Below are 20,975 nucleotides of genomic sequence, written 5' to 3'. Positions count from 1 at the left end.
CTTTCGCGGGTGACCTCTCTTCTCCCCGCACTGCGCGAGATGTCCGGCCGGACGGACTCCCCGGAGGCCGTCCGGTTCGACGGGCACTCCCTGACCTACGACGAGCTGTCCGGGGCCGCGGCCGCCGTGGCCCACCGGATCGCGGGGCGGGGGCGGGTGGCGGTCTGGGCCACGCCCACCCCCCGGACGGTCGTCGCCGTGGTGGCGGCGCTGCTGGCCGGGGTGCCCGCCGTACCGCTGAACCCGCGGACGGGCGGGCGGGAGCTGGCGCACATCCTCGCCGACAGCACGCCCTCGGCGGTGCTGGCCGGGGCGGACGACGTGCTGCCGGGCGCCTTCGACGGGGTGGAGCGGCTCGATGTGAACCCCTCCGTCCGGGCCCGTGCCACCGGTTTCGCCGAGCCCGCCGGCGACGCCCCCGCGCTGGTCGTCTACACCTCGGGCACGACGGGCCCCCCGAAGGGCGCGGTACTGCCGCGCCGGGCGGTCGCCGCCTCGCTGGACGCGCTGGAGGACGCCTGGGGGTGGACCGCCGAGGACGTCCTGGTGCACGCGCTGCCGCTGTTCCATGTGCACGGGCTGGTCCTGGGGATCCTGGGCCCGCTGCGCCGGGGCGGTTCGGTGCGCCACCTCGGGCGCTTCTCCCCGGAGGGGGTGGCCGCGGAGCTGCTGTCGGGCGGCACGATGCTCTTCGGCGTACCGACGATGTACCACCGCCTGGCCGGGGCGCTGGACGGTCCGGACCCGGGGCGGCTCGCCGAGGCGCTGGCGGGCGCGCGGCTGCTCGTCTCCGGTTCGGCGGCGCTGCCGGTCCACGACCACGAGCGGATCGCCGCGGCCACCGGCCGCCGGGTCGTCGAGCGGTACGGGATGACCGAGACCCTGATGAACACCGGTGTCCGGGCGGACGGCGCACCGCGCGCCGGGACGGTCGGGCCGCCGCTGGCCGGGGTGGAGCTGCGGCTCGTCGAGGAGGACGGCACCGTGCTGCGGGACCCGGAGTCGATCGGCGAGATCCAGGTCCGCGGGCCCAACCTCTTCTCCGGTTACCTCAACCGGCCCGACGCCACGGCCGCCGCCTTCACCGAGGACGGTTTCTTCCGTACCGGGGACATGGCCACCATCGACCCCGACGGCTATGTGCGGATCGTCGGGCGCAAGGCCACCGACCTGATCAAGAGCGGCGGCTACAAGATCGGCGCGGGTGAGATCGAGAACGCGCTGCTGGAGCATCCCGGGGTGCGGGAGGCGGCCGTCACCGGCGAACCGGACCCGGACCTGGGTGAGCGGATCGTCGCCTGGGTGGTGCCGGACGATCCCGCGTCGCCGCCCGGCGAGGCGGAGCTGGCGGAGCACGTGGCGGGGCTGCTGGCCCCCCACAAGCGCCCGCGCGTGGTCCGGCTGCTCGATGTGCTGCCCCGCAACGAGCTGGGCAAGATCATGAAGCGGTCGCTCGGTGTCTGAGGCACCGGACGGCGGGCGGCTCCCCGCCCGGTCCGCGATCGCCGCGGTCACCGGCCGCTTCACCGAGCACCGCCCGCCCGGCGCCCCGGAGACCGGGGACGGGCCGCTGGGGTGGGAGGGTTACGGCCGTTCGCGGGCGCGGGCGGCCGGGCGGACCGGCGAGGAGGAGTCGGTCCTCTACGGCACGGCCGAGGTCGACGGCCGGGCCTGTGTGCTGGCCGCCTTCGAATTCGGTTTCCTGGGCGGGTCCCTGGGCCGGCGGACCGGGGACCGGCTGGAGGCCGCGTACGCCCTGGCCGAGGAGCGGCGGCTGCCGCTGGTCTCGCTGGTGGCGACCGGCGGCAGCCGGATGCAGGAGGGCATGATCGCCCTGATACAGCTCCAGCGGGTGGCCGGGGCGTCGGCGCGGCTGCGGGCGGCCGGGCTGCCGCAGATCGCCGTGCTGAGGGACCCCTCCACCGGGGGCGGCTGGGCCACCCTGGGCGCGGGCGCCGATGTGGTGCTGGCGGTGCCGGGGGCCCAGATCGGCTTCGCCGGGTCGCGGGTGCGGCCGGCGGACGCGGATCCGTACGCCTACACGGCCGAGGGCCAGTTCGAGGCGGGCCAGGTCGACGCGGTGGTGGCGCCGGAGCTGCTGCGCCCGACGCTGGGCCGCTGGCTGGCCGCGCTCACCGTCACCGGTCCGGCGCGGCCCGCGCCGGTGCCGGGCGCCCTGTCGCCGGCCGGGCTGCCGGAGACCGGGTGGGACGCGGTGGAACAGGCCCGCGCCCCGGAACGGCCGCGGGCCGGGGCCTATCTGGACGCCTACTTCGAGGACCGGCTGCCGCTGCACGGCGACCGGTGCGGCGGCACCGACCCCGGGATGCTCTGCGGGGTGGGGATACGGGACGGCCGGCCGGTGGCGTACGCCGCCCAGTGCGGCACCGCGACCCGGCCGGCGGGATACCGCACCGCGGCACGGGTGATCCGGCTGGCCGACCGGCTGGGCCTGCCCGTACTCACCCTGATCGACACCCCGGGGGCGGCAAACGACGCCGAGGCGGAGCGCGCCGGCGCGGGTCCGGCCATCGCCGAGGTGTTCGCGGCGGTGGCGTCCGCGCGGGTCCCGGTGACCAGCCTGGTCATCGGCGAGGGCGGCTCGGGCGGCGCGCTCGCCCTCGCCGCGCCGGGCAACACCCATGTCACCGCGGACAGTTACTTCTCGGTGATCGCACCGGAGCTCGCCGCGGCGATCCTGAAGCGCGGGCCGGACGAGGTCCGTGCCACCGCCGGCCAGCTCCGGCTGCGCCCCCAGGACCTGGTGGACCTGGGGGTGGCCCGCTCGGTGGTGGGGCCGGCCGGCGAACCGGCCCCGTGAGCCCGGGCGGAAGGGCCGTCAGCAGTTGACCGTACGTTCGTAGTTGCCCAGGATGCCGTGGTAGACGTACAGGTGCGAGGTGCCCTTGGACATGACGTAGCACGGGCTGTCGGGGGCGAGGGAGACGACGACCTTCACCGCGCGGGTGCCGCTGCACTTGTTGGTGAGCAGGACGTCGAAGCCGTCGGTCGTCTGCGTGACCATGCGGCCGATGCAGCTGGGCGCCGTCGTCGCCGCGGCCGCCGGTGTCGCCGAGATGATCAGGGAACCGCCGAGAGCCGCCGCGGTCACCGCGGCCTGGGCCGCCCTCCGGGACATACGCATCAGGAACTCCTTGCAGAGAGAGTGGTTGGCAACAGGCGGAAGGCTAGGCTGACCAGCGCACAATCCACGCACAGCGCGTGTACAACTTGGCGTTCGACGACTGGCGTTGTGAGCCGTCGCCCCGGCGACACGGGTGGTATCCATGCGTTTCGGTCTTCTCGGTCCTCTGGAGGTCACCCGCGCCGGCCACCCCGTCGGCCTGGGCCCGGCCAAGCAGCGGCTGCTGCTGGCGACCCTCCTCAGCCGCCCCTCCGAGACGGTGCCGGCCGCCGTCCTGGAGGCGGCCCTGTGGGGTGAGGACCCCCCGGTGTCCGCCCCGGCGAACCTGCGGACCTATGTACGCGGGCTGCGGTGCGCGCTGGGCGGCGGCGGGCCCTGGGAGGGGATGCCCCGTACCCGGGGCGGCTATCTGCTCCGGGTCGGGCCCGGACGGCGGGACGTCGACCTCTTCGAGGCGGCGGCCGCCCGTGGCCGCCGGGCCCTGACGCTCGGTGACTCCGCCCTGGCCTGCGAGGAGCTGGCCGGGGGGCTCGGCCTGTGGCGGGGGGCGGTCCTGGAGGGACTGCCGCTGCCGGACGTACTGGTCCGCTGGGCGAGCGGGGTGGAGGAGCGCCGGTGCCTCGCCGAGGAGGACTACGGCCAGGCGCTTCTCGCGGAGGGCCGCTTCCCCGAGGCGGTCGCCCTCATGCGGCGGCTGGTCGGACGCCACCCGCTGCGGCAGCGGGCCTGGGGCCATCTGATGCTGGGCCTGCACCGGGCCGGGGACGTGGCGGAGGCCCTGGAGACGTACCGGCGGGCACGGGAGGTGCTGGTGCGCGAGACCGGTCTCGAACCGGGCTCCGAACTGAGGCGGCTGCACGAGGAGGTCCTCGGCCGGAGCCCGCTCCCGGCACCGGTACCGGCGCCGGCGCCGGCGGTCCCCCGCCAGCTCCCTGTCGTCACCAACGATTTCGTCGGGCGGGAGGCCGCGCTCGCGGTACTCGACTCCTGTCCTGGCCGGCAGGACGCCAGCCCGGCGACCGCCGCCGTCACCGCCGTCTCCGGGATGGCCGGTGTCGGCAAGACCGCGCTCGTGCTGCACTGGGCCCACCGGGCCGCCGGGCGCTTCCCCGACGGCCAGCTCCATGTGAACCTGCGGGGGTACGACGAGGAGGGCGCCCTGCCCGCCGCCGACGCCCTCCAGGTCTTCATCGAGGCGCTGGGCGTACCGCGGTCCCGGATACCGCCCGGCGTCCAGGCCCGTACCGGGCTCTACCGCAGTCTGCTGGCCTCCCGGCGGGTACTCGTCGTCCTGGACAACGCGCGGGACTCCGCCCATGTACGGCCGCTGCTGCCCGGCGCCGGGCACAGCGTGGTGGTCGTCACCAGCCGGGAGCGGCTGCAGGGGCTGGTGACGGCGGAGGGGGCACGGCCGCTCCCCCTGGACGTGCTGACCGAGCGGGAGTCGACGGGCCTGCTGGCCCGCCGGCTCGGCCCCCGGGTCGAGGCCGAACCGGCGGCGACGGCCGAGATCGTGGCCGCGACCGGGCGGCTGCCGCTCGCCCTCGCCGTCGTCGCCGCCCGGATGGCCGGCCACCCCTCCTTCCCGCTGCGCGCCTTCGCGGAGGAACTCCGCCCCGCCGGGGCGCTGCTGGACGCGCTGGAGGACGGTGACGCGCGGCGGGTCCTGTCCTGGTCCTGCCACGCCCTCACCGAGGAAGCGGCCCGCCTGTTCCGCCTGCTCGGGCTGCATCCCGGCCCCGATCTGACGGCGGACGCCGCGGCGGCGCTCGCCGGGTGCCCGGAACGCCCGGTGCGGCCCCTGCTCCGGGAACTGACCCGGCTGCACCTGCTGACCGAACAGGCCCCCGGGCGGTACCTCTTCCACGACCTGCTGCGGGCCTACGCGGCCGAACTCGTCCGGACCGTGGAGCCGCCCCGGGAACGCCGGGCGGCCCGCGAGCGGCTGTACGACCACTACCTGCACCGTGCGCACGCCGCCGCCGTGCTCCTCCAGCCGCAGTGGCCGGCCGTCACGCCCGTGGCCCCGCTGCCGTCCCACGGCGGCGGGCACGCCCAGGACGCCGGCGCGGCCCTCGCCTGGTTCACCGCCGAGCACCAGGTGCTGCTGCGGACGGTGTCCCAGGCCGCGGGACACGGCTTCGGGACGTACAGCTGGCAGCTCGCCTGGGCGCTCACCGCCTACCTGGCGCCGCACGGCCTGTGGCAGGACCAGCGCACGGTCCAGGAGACCGCGCTCGCCGCCGCCGAGAGGACCGGCGACCCGGTGGGCCAGGCCATGGCCTGCCGTCTGCTCGCCCGCGCCGACTCCCGGCTCGGCAACCCGGAGGCCGCGGAGGACCGGCTCCGCCGCGCCCTCGGGCTGTACGCGGAGCTGGGCGACGCCACCGGGCAGGCCCAGACCCTGCACAACTACGTCGAGCTCTGTCACATGGCCGGGCGGCCGGCGGAGGCCCTGCGCCACGGCAGGGAGGCCCTGCGCCTGCACCGGCTCGCCGGAAACCACGACGGCGAGGCCCGTACCCTGAACGCGATCGGCTGGCTGTACGCGGTACAGGGCGATCACGGGCGGGCCATCGAGCACTGCTCCCAGGCCCTGGACCGGCAGCGCCAGGCCGGTGACCGCAACGGCCAGGCCGCCACCCTGGACAGCCTCGGTTTCGCCTACCACCACCTGGCCCGGTACGACCGTGCCGTCGCCAGCTACGACGAGGCGGTCGCCCTGTTCCGGGCCTCGGCCGACCGCTACCACGAGGCGGAGACCCTGGCCCGGCTCGGCGACACCCTCACGGCGACGGGCGACACGGCACGGGCCGAGGAGGTCTGGCTCCGCGCCGCGGCGATCTTCGACACGCTGCGGGACCCGGAGGCCGGTGCCGTACGGGAACGGATCGCCCGGCTCCGGGAGGGCGGGCCGGGCCGGGAGGGGTGACCGGGGCTCCGCCGGGCTGCACGGGCGGCCGGGGCGTGCCGGAACGGGTGGCCCTCAGGGCCGCGGGTCCAGGGCGTCGTACCGTGCGAAACCGCGCCACCGCAGGGCCAGCAGACACACCGCCACCACGCAGGCCACCCCTCCGCCGGTCACCGCGGCGGCCGGGGAGGCGAGGTCAGCCGCGGAGCCCGCGACCAGGTCACCGAGGCGGGGGCCGCCCGCCACGACGACGATGAACACACCCTGGAGCCGGCCGCGCATCTCGTCGGGTACGGCGGTCTGGAGCATGGTGTTGCGGAAGACCATGGAGATGGAGTCCGCGCACCCGGCGACCGCCAGCAGGGCCAGTCCGGGCCAGAGTTGCCGGGTCAGCCCGAACACGGCGACGGCACCGCCCCAGCAGCAGACGGCGACCAGCACGGCGAGCCCGTGCCGGCGGACCCTGCCCAGCCACCCGGAGAACACACTGCCCAGCAGCGCCCCCAGGGCGGGGGCGGCGACCAGCAGTCCGGTCGTCTTCGCGTCGCCGCCGAACCAGAGGACGGCCACCACCGGGAAGAGGGCACGGGGCTGGGCCAGCACCATGGCACAGAGGTCGCTGAAGAAGGTCATCCGGAGGTTCGGCCGGGTCCCCAGGAAGCGCAGCCCGTCCATGACGGACGCCCGCCCGGCCTCCTTGCCCCCGGCGCGGTCCGGGAGGATCGACGGCAGCCGCCACATCGCGTAGAGGGAGGCGGTGAAGGTGACGGCGTCCACGGTGTAGGCGGCGCGGTAGCCCCACCAGCCGACGATGAGGCCGCCGAGCATCGGCCCGACCAGACCGCCCGTGGTGGAGGTCATCGCGTTGAGGGCGTTGGCCGCCGGCAACTGCTCGGCGGGCAGCAGCCGGGCGATCATCGAGCTGCGGGCCGGGGAGTTGAGCGCGAAGCAGACGGCTTGGAGCGCGACGACGGCGTAGAGGAGACCGACGTGCTCGATGCCGGAGAAGGCGACGGCGGCCAGGGCTACGGAGAGCACGAACGACCCGGCCGCGCTGTAGAGGCCCAGCTTGCGCCGGTCCACGGTGTCCGCGATCGCACCGCTGTAGAGCCCGAGGAGGACGAGGGGGACGAAGGAGCAGAGACCGATCAGCCCGACGGAGAACGCGGACCCGGTGATGTCGTACACCTGGAGGGAGACGGCCAGGGAGGTCATGCCCTGGCCCACCCAGGAGACGGTGTTGCCGAACCAGAGCCGCCGGTAGTCGGGCGAGGTCCGCAGGGGGGTCAGGTCGGCGAGTATGCGAGTGCGGGATACACGTTTCTTTGCTGTTTCGGTCACGGGGGATCGTAACGGCCGCTTCTTCCGCGAGAACGGCCGTCCTGTGCGCGGTACCGGTGCGGGGCTCCGGGCGCCGGTGCGGGACTCCGGGCGCCGGTGCGGGACTCCGGGCGCCGGTACCGGCCCGGACACCGGTGCAGGGCTCCGGACACCGGTTCCGGGCCGGTCCGGGTGCCGGTGCGGGGCCGGAGCACCGGTTCCGGGCCGGGCCGGTCCGGGTGCCGGTTCCGGGCCCCTGCGGCGTGGCCCGGGAGGGGGCCGGCCCAGACCCCCGTCAAGGGCTTCGGGCGGCGCTCCCCGCGGGGTGGCGCCTGTCGCGGCAGCCGTGGTGGGGGCATGCGGAGCGAGCGGAAGGCGCACGGCCTCGTAGGCTCACCTTCTTCCTCACGATCCCGGGAGATCTCCGTTGATCAACCTCGCCTCGCCCTCCCACCCCGCCCTGCTGTCGGGGGCCGTCCTCGCGCACACGGGCAGTTACACCCAGTCCCTCTTCTGGGAGCCCGTCGAGCAGCTCTGGTACATATGCCAGAGGCGCGGCACCACGGGCGACCAGAACCGGATCCAGGTCTCGCGGCTCACCGCCGACGGCGCTCTCAAGGACAGCATGCTGATCGCACGCGCGGGGCACGGGGCCAACATCGGCGTCGAGCGCTCCGCCGGAGCCGCGTACCTCTGGACCGACGCCATGCCGAACGGCGACTGGGCTTCGGCGATCGCCCGCATCCGGTACGTCCCCGGAGGGACCGCCGACGCGGGTGATCCCGCGGCGACCGCCGTCCACACCCCGCGGACAGGGGTGTACCGGGTCTCCGCGACCATCGACCCGACCCGCCGCCACCTGGTCTACCGCTGGCAGTCCAACAACATCAACTCCACCGAGGCGGTCGGCGGCTTCGACCGTTACGACCTGGACGCCGCCGCGGCAGGCACCTTCACACCGCTGGAGACGCTGCCGTACACCGCTACGGGCAGGAGTCTCCAGGGCTACGCCTGCCTGGGCGACCACCTCTACACGCTCCACGGCGAGCAGGGCCAGGCCAACACCTTGGTGACCTGCGCGAACTGGGCGTCGGGCGAGATCCTGCAGACCGAGCCGCTGACCACCTTCGGCTCCCTGCCCCACGCGGAGCCCGAGGGCATATGCGTCTTCGCGAACAGCCCCGGGGACCCGCAGGCCACGCTCGCCTTCGGAATCGCCCACTACGACACCGACAACATCCGGCGGATCAACGTCGCCCGGTTCCCGCACCCCGGAACCGGTCCGTGGGTCGCCGTCCCCTACGACGAGACCACGTACACGGCGAACAGCGCCAACTACGTACCGCAGTACCGGCTCGCCGGTGACCAGGTCCATCTGCACTTCTCGATGTCCAGGAACGACGGGAAGCCGTGGGGCAACGGCGAGGTGCTGTTCCAGCTCCCCCTGCGGGCACGGCCGAACCGGACGCAGCGCCTGCTGGGCGTGGTGGGCGGCGGCGGCGTCGACGCCGACACCATGGCCGTCCGCTTCGAGGTGACGACCGACGGGAACGTCATCGTCTACGACGAGCGGGCGCTGACCAGTTGGGTCGGCGCCGACGCCGGCTTCTGGCGCTGCTGACGAGCGCCTGTCCCCAAGGCGCGGTCGAGGAGGTCCGCCGTGGCGCGGCGGACCTCCTCGTCGAGGTACTCGGGCTCGTGGAGCGCGAGCGGCTGTGGCAGGTGGACGAGTTCCGTGCCCGCCCGCTTCGCCCGCTCGACCGCGACACGGGTCCTGCGGGACCAGCGGACGTCCCGGCCTGTTCCGGCGAGGACGACCACCGTGTACCGGGCAAGGTCGACACGCCCCTCGTGGACGTCCTGCTCGGTCGCATACGTCACGTCGTATCCCCGCTCCTCCAGCCACCCCGCCGCGCTGGTCTCCCGGACGAAGCCCTCGGGGAGACCGAGGCCCGGGAACGGGCGGTCGGGCGTCCTCGTGAAGGGCAGCACGAACAGGAGACCGGAACGTCTCGCGGGTTCACGGACGACGAAGGGCGTGAAGGCGCGACAGCCGTCGGCAGAGGTGAACACGCCCAGGAAGACGCCGGACAGCCATTCCTGAGGGACGGTCGGCGTCCAGGCCGCCTTCCCGCCGGTCCTCGGGCCGACGGGGAAACCTCCGCTGGTCACCAGATGCCGGGCACCGGCACCCGCGTAGCACCCGAAGCGGTAGACGGCGACGGTGCAGTCCTGGGGGACGCGCGAGGTGAGGTGGAAGCCGATGGACTCCCCCGGTCCCACGGAACTCGCGGAGACCCTTCCCCGGATGTGCGGACGGACCGGATCCACGCCGCGGGTCTCCGCCCTCCCCCCGAGCCACTGGTCGGAACCGGCGGCGCGGTTCTCCTCCACGACGGGGTTGTCACCGGTGCGGGGCACCGGGGCCGCCGGACGAACGACGGCGGCGCCTGCCTGCCACTGCCCTCCGGCGACGGCCCCCGCACCGAGGACGCCCAGCATCGTACGACGGGAAAGCTCCGGCACAGGCCGACCTCCGGGAACGAACGGCATCGAGCGATCATCGTACGGCCGGCACACGCCCTCGCCCCGTGCGACAAAAAACGAGGGCGCACCGCAGCTCCCGCCCCGGGCACCACCCGCGGACCCCGCGGTGTCGCCGATGGACGGCGGTCAGCCGCGCAAGGCTTGGGCCCGCCGCGCGCCAAGTGCCCCGGAGAACACGTTTCTCCAGGCCAGATCGATTCCGCCTGGGGACACTCGGTGGGGCGGGACTCGACCCCATAAGAGGGACGCCTCTCACCTGCGGTTTTCTTACGGAAGCGGGCAGATCAACCTGTTTCCATCCGGTCGCATCCCGCTCGATCCGACTCCAGCAGGTTGCGGTGCAGCGTTCGCCGCACCGACCCGAGAAGCACATGAGGCCTCATCCGGTCCGTCCGGTCACGCCCCTCCCGACCGCACCGAGCGGAAGTCTCACTTCCGGCCGACAGGCCGAACTGCATGGCTGACCGGGGCGGTTCGCAATCAACCGCACGGCGATCCGCTCTGTACGTTATCGTGTACATCATGAAGACGATGAGTGTCACCGAGCTACGCGCGGGCCTCGCCGACGCCCTCGACGCGGTGGAGAACGACGCCGAGGAGCTGGTCATCACCCGGGCCGGCCATGAGCCCATGGTCATCGTCTCGCTCGCCGAGTACGAGGCACTGAAAGAGACCGACTACCTGCTGCGGTCGCCCGCGATGGCCGAGCGCCTGCGCAGGTCCATCGAGCAGGACCGGGCCGGCCAGGGCGCGCTCCGCGAGTTGGCGGATCCCGATGACGAGGCCGGGCGGGGCGCCGCGTGAAGGCGCTGTTCCTCGACGACAGCTGGAACGATTACCTGTGGTGGCAGGGGAACGACCGCAAAATACTGAAGCGCGTCAACCAGCTGATCGCCGACATCGACCGGGGCGGCAACGAAGGGATCGGCAAGCCCGAACCGCTGCGGAACGACCTCTCCGGCTACTGGTCGCGGCGGATCAACTCCGAACACCGACTGGTGTACCGCATCGATGAGAACGGCATCATCCACGTGGTGGCGTGCCGCTTCCACTACGAACGGTGAACCGGGCGCACACCCATGGGCCATACCTCGGCTCTCGACGGCGCCCGTCAGCCTTCGCAGGACGCAGGCACGGGCTCACGATCCACGTGACCGGTGCGCGACCGTCTGCTCGGGGTCGTGTCGGACGCCGAGAATGCGCTGACACGCTACGAGAGCTGGTCGGTACCGCACGCAAAAACGCCCCAGAAACCGCGTTTCCCCAGGTCAGATCGATTCTGCCTGGGGACACTCGGTGGGGCGGGTGGGACTCGAACCCACGGCCGACGGATTATGAGTCCGCTGCTCTAACCGGCTGAGCTACCGCCCCGTCTCGGCGTGGCGCGTACATGTGTGCGCGCCGTCTGCCGCAGCATAGCCGGTCATACGATCTCTTGCTGCGGGTGCCCGGCTTCGCGTGACCTTGAAAACCGCGCCGCGTGCTGCCCGGTTCCGGCCGGGCGGGGATTGCCCCGAAAGAGTTCCGGCGGCGACCCGGCGGGCGCCCGGTGCGGACCGTGGCGGACGCGGGAGGGTCCCGGGCCCGCAGAACGCGGAAGAGGGCCCCGAAGGACCCTCTTCCGTCTCGCTCCCCCGACTGGACTCGAACCAGTAACCCTCCGGTTAACAGCCGAATGCTCTGCCAATTGAGCTACAGGGGATCGCGCTCCCCCGACTGGACTCGAACCAGTAACCTGCCGGTTAACAGCCGGCTGCTCTGCCAATTGAGCTACAGGGGATTGCTGCTGCGCCGCGATACGCACCTGCCTGGCTGGTGCCGAGCGGCGCGCGTTCGCTGCGACACATACATTAGCGCAAGCAGGGGGGTGCTCCGCCAATCGGTATCCCCCGGGGTGATCTCGGGTGTCCGCGGGTAGGCGGGCAGCACACGTCGCACAGCACGAAGGAAGGGTGGCAGCCATGCGGTACCGGCTCACGTTCATCGCCGGACTGGCCCTGGGCTACGTGCTCGGGACACGGGCCGGGCGGGAGCGTTACGAACAGCTGAAGAAGGCCGCGCAGCGGTTCTCCAAGAATCCGGCCGTCCGCAACGCGGCGGAGTCCGCGGCGCAGGGCAGCCGGGACTTCGCGGGCAAGGCCTACCACTCGGTGAGCGAGAAGGTCGGCGACAAGGTCCCCGCCTCGGTCTCCGGCCGGGTGCGTTCGCTGCGCGAGCGCAGCGGGCACAACGGTCACGGGGCGAGCGACGACTGGGGCACCACCAACACCTGAGGGTCCCGCCGCCGGTCCGTTCCGGACGCTGCCGCGCCGGCGGGCCTCTCCTCCACCGGGTGTCCTTCGGCACCCTGTGCGGGAGAGGCCCGCCGGTGCGGCAGAATCTTGTGTATGGGCATAGTGGCCGGCTTGGACAGTTCATCCGCCTTCACTCACATCGTCGTCTGCGACACCGACACCGGTGCGGTGCTGCGGCAGGGATACGCCGCGCACCCCGTCGAGGCCAAAGCCTCCGAGGTGGATCCGCAGGCATGGCTGCTCTCGCTCGGTGAGGCGGCCTCCGGGGGACTCCTGGAGGGCGTGCAGGCCATCGGCGTGTCCGCGCAGCAGCACGGACTGGTGCCGCTGGACCACCAGGGCAACCTCGTCCGTCCGGCGCTGCTGGGCAACGACCGGCGGGCGCAGGCCGCCGCCGCCGACCTGGTGGACGGGCTGGGCGGCCGGCAGGCGTGGGCCGAGGCCGTCGGGGCCGTCCCCCAGGCAGCGCAGCCGGTGGCGAAGCTGCGCTGGCTGGCCCGGACCGAGCCGGAGAACGCGCAGCGCGTCGCCGCCGTGCTCCAGCCGCACGACTGGCTGGTGTGGCAGTTGCTCGGCAGGCCCGCCCGCCGGACCACCGACCGCGGTGCCGCGTCCGGCACGGGTTACTGGTCGGCGGCGACGGGCGCCTACCGGCCCGACCTGGTGGAGCTCGCGCTGGGCCGTCAGGCCGCGCTGCCCGAGGTGCTCGGCCCGGCCGAGGCCGCCGGGACGACGCCCGAGGGGCTGCTGATCTCCGCGGGGACCGGCGAGACGATGGCCGCGGCCTTCGGGCTGGGGGTGGCCGTCGGGGACGCCGTGGTGTCGCTGGGCGCCTCGGGCTCGGTGATGGCCGTGCACCACGAGGCGCTGGCCGACCCGCGGGGGATGATCACCTCCTTCGCCGACGCGACCGGGATGCACCTGCCGGTGGTCCATGTCTCCAACGCCGTACGCGCCCTGCGCGGCACCGCGGAGATGCTGGGGCTGGAGGGGCTGGACGAACTGTCGGCGCTGGCCCTGAAGTCGACGCCGGGCGCCTCCGGGCTCGTACTGCTGCCGTACCTGGAGGGTGAGCGCACCCCGCACCTGCCGCACACGGCGGGGACGCTGAGCGGGATGCGGCGGGAGTCGATGAAGCCCGAGCACCTGGCGCGGGCCGCTTTCGAGGGGATGCTCTGCTCGCTCACGGACGCGCTGGACGTGCTGCGCGGGCGGGGCGTGGAGGTGCGGCGGGTGTTCCTGCTGGGCGCGGCGGCCGAGCTGCCCGCCGTACAGGCGCTGGCCCCCTCGGTGTTCGGCACGCAGGTCGTCGTACCGCAGCCCGACCAGTACGCGGCGCTGGGCGCGGCCCGGCAGGCGGCGTGGGCGCTGGGGGTCTCGCAGGGCGCCCTCGATCCGCGTACCCCGCCGGCCTGGCGGGGCGCCGCGGCGCAGGTGCTGGAGCCGGGTGAGGAGCTGGCGGTCGGTCAGGCCGTACGGCAGCAGTACGCGGCGACCCGGGACCAGATCCACCCGGGGGCGTTCGGGTCCGCGGGCTGACCGGGCTCCCCTTCCGTCCGGGGCTCCGGGAGGTCCGGACGGAAGGCGCGCGCGGCGGGCAGGAGCCCCGGGCGATTTGACCAGGGCTTGGGCTAAAGCGTTGGAAGTCGCGGGGCGGCGTACCGCAGGATGGTGCGGCCTCTGCCCTACGCCGACTCCGAGAGACGCAGCGTGCTCATACAACTCCTGCGGGCCTTTCTGGGCCCGTACAGAAAACCGATCCTGCTCCTGGTGGTGCTGCAGTTCCTCCAGACCTGCGCCAGCCTCTATCTGCCCAGTCTCAACGCGGACATCATCGACGACGGTGTCGTGAAGGGGGACACGGGCTACATCCTGGAGTTCGGCGGTGTGATGATCGCCGTCAGCGTGCTCCAGGTCGTGTGCAACATCGGTGCCGTGTACTACGGCGCCCGTACGGCGTCCGCGCTCGGGCGTGATGTGCGGGCGGCGGTCTTCGACCGGGTTCAGGCCTTCTCCGCGCGTGAGGTCGGACGGTTCGGCGCCCCGTCGCTGATCACCCGTACGACCAACGACGTGCAGCAGATCCAGATGCTCGTCCTGATGACGTTCACGCTGATGGTGTCGGCCCCGATCATGTGCGTCGGGGGTGTCGTGATGGCGCTCGGCCAGGACGTGCCGCTGTCGGCGGTGCTGCTGGCGGTGGTGCCGGTGCTCGGTGTCGCGGTGAGCCTGATCGTGAAGCGGATGCGTCCGCTGTTCCGCACGATGCAGGAGCGGCTCGACACGGTGAACCGGGTGCTGCGCGAGCAGATCACCGGTAACCGGGTGATCCGCGCGTTCGTGCGCGACGGCTACGAGGAGGAGCGCTTCCGCGGGGCCAACACGGAGCTGACGGACGTCGCCTTGTCGACGGGCCGGCTGATGGCGCTGATGTTCCCGACCGTGATGACGGTGGTGAACGTCTCGTCCGTCGCCGTCGTCTGGTTCGGTGCGCACCGCATCGACAGCGGCGGGATGGAGATCGGCGCGCTGACCGCGTTCATCGCGTATCTGATGCAGATCGTGATGTCGGTGATGATGGCCACCTTCATGTTCATGATGGTGCCGCGCGCGGAGGTGTGTGCCGAGCGGATCCAGGAGGTCCTGGGCACGGAGTCGAGCGTGGTCCCGCCCGCCGACCCGGTCACCGGGCTGCGCACGCACGGGCATCTGGAGATACGGGGCGCGGAGTTCCGCTACCCGGGCGCCGAGGAGCCGGTGCTGCGCGAGGTCTCCCTGGTGGCGCGGCCGGGTGAGACCACCGCGGTCATCGGTTCGACGGGCAGCGGGAAGTCGACGCTGCTCGGGCTGGTACCGCGGCTGTTCGACGCGACGGGCGGGCAGGTGCTCGTCGGCGGTACGGACGTGACGACGCTGGATCCGGTGCTGCTGGCGAGAACGGTGGGGCTGGTTCCTCAGAAGCCGTACCTGTTCGCGGGGACGGTCGCGACGAACCTGCGGTACGGCAACCCGGACGCGAGCGACGAGGAGCTGTGGCGGGCCCTGGAGGTCGCGCAGGCCAGGGACTTCGTCGAGGGCCTGGAGCACGGCCTGGACGCGCCGGTCTCGCAGGGCGGCACCAATGTCTCCGGCGGGCAGCGGCAGCGGCTCGCGATCGCGCGGACGCTGGTGCAGCGGCCGGAGATCTACCTCTTCGACGACTCCTTCTCGGCGCTGGACTACGCGACGGACGCGGCCCTGCGTTCCGCGCTGTCGCGGGAGACGGCGGGGGCGACGGTGGTGATCGTGGCGCAGCGCGTGTCCACGATCCGTGACGCGGACCGCATCCTGGTCCTGGACGAGGGCCGGGTCGTGGGGGCGGGCACCCACCACGAGCTGATGGACGGCAACGACACCTACCGGGAGATCGTGCTCTCCCAGCTGACGGAAGCGGAGGCCGCCTGATGGCCGGACCGGGCGGACGCATGGCCATGGGACCCGCCGAGCGGTCCGCGGACTTCAAGGGGTCGGGGAAGCGGCTGCTGGGCCGGTTCTCCACGGAGAAGCCCTGGCTGTACCTGATGGTGCTGGCGGGAGCGCTGAGCGTGGCGTTCTCGGTGGTCGGGCCGAAGATCCTCGGCACGGCGACGGACCTGATCTTCGCCGGGGTCGTCGGCCGGCAGACGCCGGAGGGCACGTCGAAGGAGCAGGTCGTCGGCGGTCTGCGCGAGCAGGGTGACGACGGGCTCGCCGACATGCTGGGCGGGGTGGACTTCACGCCGGGCCAGGGCATCGACTTCGGTGCGGTGGGCGACGTCCTGCTGGCGGTCCTGCTGGTGTACGTCGGGGCCGGGCTGCTGATGCTGGTGGCGACGCGGCTGTCGATCCGGATCATCAACCGGGTCGTCTTCCAGCTCCGCGAGGACCTCCAGACCAAGCTGTCGCGGCTGCCGCTGTCCTACTTCGACCGGCAGAAGCGCGGAGAGGTGCTGAGCCGGGCGACGAACGACATCGACAACATCTCGCAGACGATGCAGCAGACGATGGGGCAGCTCATCAACTCCCTGCTGACCATCGTCGGCGTCCTGGTCATGATGTTCTGGATCTCGCCGCTGCTGGCCCTGGTGGCGCTGGTGACGATCCCGCTGTCCGCCCTGGTGGCGGCGCGGGTCGGCAAGCGGTCGCAGCCGCAGTTCGTGGCGCAGTGGCAGAGCACGGGCAAGCTGAACGCCCACATCGAGGAGATGTACACCGGCCACACCCTGGTGAAGGTCTTCGGGCGGCAGGAGGAGTCCGCGAAGGACTTCGCCGAGCAGAACGAGGCGCTGTACGAGGCGGGGTTCAAGGCCCAGTTCAACAGCGGGATCATGCAGCCGCTGATGATGTTCGTGTCCAACCTGAACTATGTGCTGGTAGCGGTGGTCGGCGGGCTGCGGGTGGCGTCGGGCGCGCTGTCGATCGGTGACGTGCAGGCGTTCATCCAGTACTCGCGGCAGTTCTCGATGCCGCTGACCCAGGTCGCGTCGATGGCCAATCTGCTCCAGTCCGGCGTCGCGTCGGCCGAGCGGGTCTTCGAACTGCTGGACGCCGAGGAGCAGGAGCCCGACCCGGTGCCGGCCGAGCGGCCCGGGGAGCTGCGCGGCAGCGTCGCGCTGGAGAAGGTGTCCTTCCGCTACGACCCGGAGAAGCCGCTCATCGAGGATCTGTCGCTGAGCGTGGAGCCGGGACAGACCGTCGCGATCGTCGGGCCCACCGGGGCGGGGAAGACGACGCTGGTCAACCTGCTGATGCGGTTCTACGAGGTGTCGGGCGGGCGGATCACGCTGGACGGTGTGGACGTGTCGCGGATGTCGCGCGACGGACTCCGGTCGGGCATAGGGATGGTGCTCCAGGACACCTGGCTGTTCGGCGGCACGATCGCGGAGAACATCGCCTACGGCTCCGCCCGCGAGGTCACCCGGGAGGAGATCGAGGAGGCGGCCCGGGCGGCCCACGCCGACCGGTTCGTCCGTACCCTGCCGGACGGTTACGACACGGTGATCGACGACGAGGGGTCGGGGGTCAGCGCGGGTGAGAAGCAGCTGATCACCATCGCGCGGGCGTTCCTGTCCGACCCGGTGATCCTGGTGCTCGACGAGGCGACCAGCTCGGTGGACACCCGTACCGAGGTGCTGATCCAGAAGGCGATGGCGCGTCTGGCCCACGGGCGTACCAGCTTCGTGATCGCGCACCGGCTCTCCACGATCCGGGACGCCGACGTGATCCTGGTCATGGAGAACGGGTCGATCGTCGAGCAGGGCACGCACGACGGGCTGCTGGCGGCGAAGGGCGCGTACGCCCGGCTGTACGCCGCGCAGTTCGCCGAGGCGCTCGCGGAGGTGGACTGACCGGCCTCCGGGACCGGTCAGTCCAGGTAGCCGCGGAGCTGGCCGGCGTGGGCGTGGCCCCGCAGTCTGGTGAGGGTCCTGGCCTCGATCTGGCGGACGCGTTCGCGTGTCACGCCGAAGATCCGGCCGATCTCCTCCAGGGTGCGGGGCCGCCCGTCCTGCAGCCCGTAGCGCAGCCGTACGACCTCGCGTTCGCGTTCGCCGAGGGTGACCAGCACCGCCTCCAGGTGTTCGCGCAGCAGCAGGAAGGACGCCGACTCGGCGGGTGAGGGGGTGTCGCCGTCCTCGATGAGGTCGCCGAAGGCGGCCTCGTCCTCCTCGCCGACGGGGGCGTGCAGGGAGATGGGCTCCCGGGCGAGGCGCAGGACCTCCCCGACGCGTCCGGGGGTCAGGCCGAGCTGGGCGGCGACCTCTTCGGCGGTGGGTTCGCGGCCGCGTTCCTGGAGCAGGCGGCGCTGGACGCGGACGACCCGGTTGATCTGCTCGACGACGTGGACCGGGACGCGTATGGTCCGGGCCTGGTCGGCGAGGGCGCGGGACATCGCCTGGCGGATCCACCAGGTGGCGTAGGTGGAGAACTTGTAGCCCCGGGTGTAGTCGAACTTCTCGACGGCCCTGATCAGTCCGACGTTGCCTTCCTGGACGAGGTCGAGCACGGTCAGTCCGCGGCCCGCGTACCGCTTGGCGACCGAGACGACGAGGCGGAGGTTGGCCTCGATGAGCCGGCGTTTGGCGGCACGCCCCTGGACGACGAGCCGGTCCAGGTCGGCGGCGAGCCGGGGGTCCGGGCCGGGGGCGCGGGCGAGGCGTTCCCCGGCGAACAGTCCCGCTTCGATCCGCCGGGCCAGCTCCACCTCCTCGGCGGCGCTGAGGAGCGGGATCCTGCCTATCTCGCGCAGGTACTGGCGGAAGGGGTCGAAGGAGGGTGCGCCGGGGCCCGGCCGGGCGGGCGGCTCCGGCGCCTCCTCCGGTACCGCCTCCGCCAATGCCGCTTCCTCCGGTACCGCTTCCTCCGGTGCGGCTTCCTCTGGTGCGGCTTCCTCCGGTAACGGCACCGGCGGGTCCGCCGTCTCCGGGTGGTGCGCGGCCGGTTTCCGCGTGGGGACCGCCGGCACACCTGTGGTCGTCGTCACGGTCCGGGTCTGCACGGGGGCGACCTCCAGGTGATCGCTGCCGGACCGCGGGGACGGGCGGGTCCGCTCCGGCCGCGCTCCGATGACTCGGGCACCGCCCTCAGTGTGGGGTACGGCACATCCCCGCCACGAGGGGCGTGCGGTGACTTTCTGGGAAGGGGGCGTGCCGCGCGGCCCGCGGCAGGGGGCCGGACGCTGCCGGGACCCGCCGGGCGGTCCGCGGCCGGGCCCGGGACCCGCCGGGCGGCCCTTCGGGCCGGTGCTCTCAGAGCGCGGCGGCGCCGTGGCCGCGGAGGGACTGGGCGTACTGCTGGAGGACCCAGACCTCGTTCTGCGCGGCGGCCAGGTGGTCGGGGGCCACATTGCTGCCGAGGCGGGCGAGGCTGCTCTGCACGTCGCCGATCCGGCGGTCGACGGCGCGCAGGCGGACCTTGACCAGGTGGTCGCCCGCGTATGCCTCGTCGATGGACTTGCCGTGGAAGACCTCGACGGCGAGCTCGGTGACGAGGCTGCGCACGGTGTCGTCGGGGGCGGCGTCCAGGACGGCCGCCAGGTACTCGCGGGCGTCGGCCAGGCCCTGCTCGGCGCCGCCCGCCTCCGCGATGCACCGGCGGACCGCCGCGTACGGCGGGGCGGTGAACTCGTCCTCCCCGTAGGCGTCGAACGCCGGGGAGACCAGGGCGGGCTTCTGCAGGGCCAGTTTGAGCAGCTCCCGCTCGGTGCGGTGGGCGGGGCTGCGGAGGTTGAGCGCGGGGCCGGACGGGGGCTTCGGGGCCTCGGGGACGGCCTGCGGTGCGCGGCGGCCCGGGGCGCGGCCGGCGGGCCCGCGGTCGCCCCGCTCCCCCCGGTCACGGGCCCAGCGGGCGAACCGGGCGACGCGGTGGACGACGAATTCCTGGTCGAGGATGCCGACGAGGCCGGCGAGCTGGACGGCGACCTCCCGCTGGACGCTGTGCGTCTTGATCTTCGCGACGACCTGGGCGGCCTCGTCCAGCGCGGCGGCACGCCCCGCCGGGGTCTCCAGGTCGTAGCGGCCGACGATCTGCCGGAGGGCGAACTCGAAGAGCGGGGTGCGGGGTTCGACCAGGTCGCGGACCGCGTCGTCGCCCTTGGCGAGCCGCAGGTCGCAGGGGTCCATGTTGTCCGGGGCGATCGCGATGTACGTCTCGGCGGCGAACTTCTGGTCGTCCTCGAAGGCGCGCAGGGCGGCCTTCTGCCCGGCCGCGTCGCCGTCGAAGGTGAAGATCACCCGGGCGCTGCCGTTGTCCATCAGGAGCCGGCGCAGGATCTTGATGTGGTCGTTGCCGAAGGCGGTGCCGCAGGTGGCGATGGCGGTGGTGACCCCGGCGAGGTGGCAGGCCATGACGTCGGTGTAGCCCTCGACGACGACGGCCCTGCTGGCCTTGGCGATGTCCTTCTTGGCCAGGTCGATGCCGTAGAGCACCTGGGACTTCTTGTAGATCGGGGTCTCGGGGGTGTTGAGGTACTTGGGCCCGTTGTCGTCGTCGCGGAGCTTGCGGGCGCCGAAGCCGACGATCTCCCCGGCGGTGTCGCTGATCGGCCACATCAGCCGGCCGCGGAAGCGGTCGACGGGGCCCCGGCGGCCGTCCTGGGCGAGGCCGGAGGTGATGAGCTCCTTGTCGCTGAAGCCCTTGCCGCGCAGGTAGCGGGTGAGGTGGTCCCAGCCGGCCGGACTGTAGCCGACGCCGAAGTGGGCGGCGGCGTCCTGGTCGAAACCGCGCTCGGCGAGGAAGCGGCGGCCGGTCTCCGCCTCGGGGCCGTTCAGCTGCTCGCGGTAGAAGTCGGCGGCGAACTTGTGCGCCTCGACCAGCCGGATGCGCTCGCCTCGCTGGTGGGAGGGGTTGTAGCCGCCTTCCTCGTAGCGCAGGGTGATGCCCGCCTTGGCGGCGAGGCGCTCGACCGTCTCGGAGAAGGTGAGATGGTCGATCTTCATCACGAAGGCGATCGTGTCGCCGCCTTCCTGGCAGCCGAAGCAGTGGAAGAGACCCTTGCCCGGGCTGACCTGGAAGGACGGGGACTTCTCGTCGTGGAAGGGGCACAGGCCCTTGAGGTTGCCGCCGCCGGCGTTGCGCAGTTGGAGGTACTCGGAGACGACGGCGTCGATCGGGACCGCGTCCCGGACCGCCTTCACGTCGTCGTCATTGATCCTGCCTGCCACGGGTGAAGTCTACGGGCGCCGCGGGGTCCCCCGGCCGCCCGGCCGTACGCGGACGGGCCGGGCGGCCCGGGGAGCCCCGG

At 72.9% G+C, this 20,975-nt stretch carries 15 protein-coding genes and 3 tRNA genes; 10 read left to right on the top strand and 8 right to left on the bottom strand.

Translation table 11 applies throughout. From position 1 onward, the window contains the following. The first annotated feature begins 9 nt into the window (after positions 1-9). Positions 10-1,464, top strand: a complete 1,455-nt coding sequence (locus CP967_RS23750) for an acyl-CoA synthetase (RefSeq protein WP_150489916.1) — start codon at positions 10-12, stop codon at positions 1,462-1,464. Next, positions 1,457-2,821, top strand: coding sequence for a carboxyl transferase domain-containing protein (locus CP967_RS23745; protein WP_150489915.1), 1,365 nt, complete (start codon positions 1,457-1,459; stop codon positions 2,819-2,821). The genes CP967_RS23750 and CP967_RS23745 overlap by 8 nt, the downstream gene beginning before the upstream one ends. An 18-nt stretch (positions 2,822-2,839) precedes the next feature. On the opposite strand, the gene CP967_RS23740 is transcribed toward CP967_RS23745, so the two are convergent. Beyond that, complete coding sequence (locus CP967_RS23740; protein ID WP_150489914.1) at positions 2,840-3,145, bottom strand: beta-Ig-H3/fasciclin; 306 nt, start codon at positions 3,143-3,145, stop codon at positions 2,840-2,842. 142 nt (positions 3,146-3,287) lie between these two features. Here CP967_RS23740 and CP967_RS23735 point away from each other — a divergent pair, with 142 nt between their 5' ends. Beyond that, positions 3,288-6,077, top strand: coding sequence for an AfsR/SARP family transcriptional regulator (locus tag CP967_RS23735; RefSeq protein ID WP_150489913.1), 2,790 nt, complete (start codon positions 3,288-3,290; stop codon positions 6,075-6,077). Between the two features lie 54 nt (positions 6,078-6,131). Here CP967_RS23735 and CP967_RS23730 read toward each other — a convergent pair whose 3' ends face one another. Next, on the bottom strand, positions 6,132-7,397 hold the full coding sequence (locus CP967_RS23730) for an MFS transporter (protein WP_150489912.1): 1,266 nt from the start codon (positions 7,395-7,397) through the stop codon (positions 6,132-6,134). A gap of 406 nt (positions 7,398-7,803) precedes the next feature. Here CP967_RS23730 and CP967_RS23725 point away from each other — a divergent pair, with 406 nt between their 5' ends. Continuing rightward, positions 7,804-8,997 (top strand): phage baseplate protein, encoded by a 1,194-nt coding sequence (locus tag CP967_RS23725; RefSeq protein WP_150489911.1) that lies wholly within the window; start codon positions 7,804-7,806, stop codon positions 8,995-8,997. Here the strand turns inward: CP967_RS23725 and CP967_RS23720 are convergent. Beyond that, positions 8,937-9,878, bottom strand: a complete 942-nt coding sequence (locus tag CP967_RS23720; RefSeq protein WP_167535426.1) for a N,N-dimethylformamidase beta subunit family domain-containing protein — start codon at positions 9,876-9,878, stop codon at positions 8,937-8,939. The two genes, CP967_RS23725 and CP967_RS23720, sit on opposite strands and share 61 nt — an antisense overlap. 558 nt (positions 9,879-10,436) lie before the next feature. Here CP967_RS23720 and CP967_RS23715 point away from each other — a divergent pair. Together CP967_RS23715 and CP967_RS23710 are read left to right on the top strand one after the other, a co-directional pair. Next, positions 10,437-10,727 carry a type II toxin-antitoxin system Phd/YefM family antitoxin gene (locus CP967_RS23715; protein WP_150489909.1) on the top strand — a complete coding sequence of 97 codons (291 nt, stop codon included), beginning with the start codon at positions 10,437-10,439 and terminating at the stop codon, positions 10,725-10,727. After that, positions 10,724-10,987 (top strand): Txe/YoeB family addiction module toxin, encoded by a 264-nt coding sequence (locus CP967_RS23710; RefSeq protein ID WP_150489908.1) that lies wholly within the window; start codon positions 10,724-10,726, stop codon positions 10,985-10,987. The genes CP967_RS23715 and CP967_RS23710 overlap by 4 nt, the downstream gene beginning before the upstream one ends. Before the next feature lie 233 nt (positions 10,988-11,220). Here the strand turns inward: CP967_RS23710 and CP967_RS23705 are convergent. From CP967_RS23705 to CP967_RS23695, 3 genes are all read right to left on the bottom strand, one after another. Then, positions 11,221-11,294: transfer RNA gene (locus tag CP967_RS23705), tRNA-Ile, on the bottom strand. Between the two features lie 258 nt (positions 11,295-11,552). Next, positions 11,553-11,625, bottom strand: a tRNA-Asn gene (locus tag CP967_RS23700). 5 nt (positions 11,626-11,630) lie between these two features. Continuing rightward, positions 11,631-11,703, bottom strand: a tRNA-Asn gene (locus CP967_RS23695). Positions 11,704-11,884: 181 nt separating this feature from the next. On the opposite strand from CP967_RS23695, the gene CP967_RS23690 reads away from it, so the two are divergent. From CP967_RS23690 to CP967_RS23675, 4 genes are all read left to right on the top strand, one after another. Next, positions 11,885-12,196 carry a YtxH domain-containing protein gene (locus tag CP967_RS23690; protein ID WP_150489907.1) on the top strand — a complete coding sequence of 104 codons (312 nt, stop codon included), beginning with the start codon at positions 11,885-11,887 and terminating at the stop codon, positions 12,194-12,196. 114 nt (positions 12,197-12,310) lie between these two features. Next, positions 12,311-13,756 carry an FGGY family carbohydrate kinase gene (locus tag CP967_RS23685; protein WP_150489906.1) on the top strand — a complete coding sequence of 482 codons (1,446 nt, stop codon included), beginning with the start codon at positions 12,311-12,313 and terminating at the stop codon, positions 13,754-13,756. A gap of 171 nt (positions 13,757-13,927) precedes the next feature. Beyond that, positions 13,928-15,661: an ABC transporter ATP-binding protein gene (locus CP967_RS23680; protein ID WP_150489905.1), complete on the top strand. Its 1,734-nt coding sequence runs from the start codon at positions 13,928-13,930 to the stop codon at positions 15,659-15,661. Then, positions 15,661-17,583: an ABC transporter ATP-binding protein gene (locus CP967_RS23675; protein WP_150489904.1), complete on the top strand. Its 1,923-nt coding sequence runs from the start codon at positions 15,661-15,663 to the stop codon at positions 17,581-17,583. The genes CP967_RS23680 and CP967_RS23675 overlap by 1 nt, the downstream gene beginning before the upstream one ends. A 17-nt stretch (positions 17,584-17,600) precedes the next feature. Here the strand turns inward: CP967_RS23675 and CP967_RS23670 are convergent, their stop codons facing one another. Beyond that, positions 17,601-18,731, bottom strand: a complete 1,131-nt coding sequence (locus tag CP967_RS23670; RefSeq protein ID WP_150489903.1) for an RNA polymerase sigma factor — start codon at positions 18,729-18,731, stop codon at positions 17,601-17,603. Positions 18,732-18,981: 250 nt separating this feature from the next. Beyond that, positions 18,982-20,895, bottom strand: coding sequence for a DNA primase (gene dnaG / locus CP967_RS23665; RefSeq protein WP_150489902.1), 1,914 nt, complete (start codon positions 20,893-20,895; stop codon positions 18,982-18,984). Positions 20,896-20,975 lie beyond the last annotated feature (80 nt).

The organism is Streptomyces nitrosporeus (assembly GCF_008704555.1).
In the GTDB taxonomy this organism is placed as follows: Bacteria; Actinomycetota; Actinomycetes; order Streptomycetales; family Streptomycetaceae; genus Streptomyces; species Streptomyces nitrosporeus.
The sequence above is the reverse complement of the archived record's forward strand: the minus strand, read 5'-3'. Positions and strand labels throughout refer to the sequence as shown.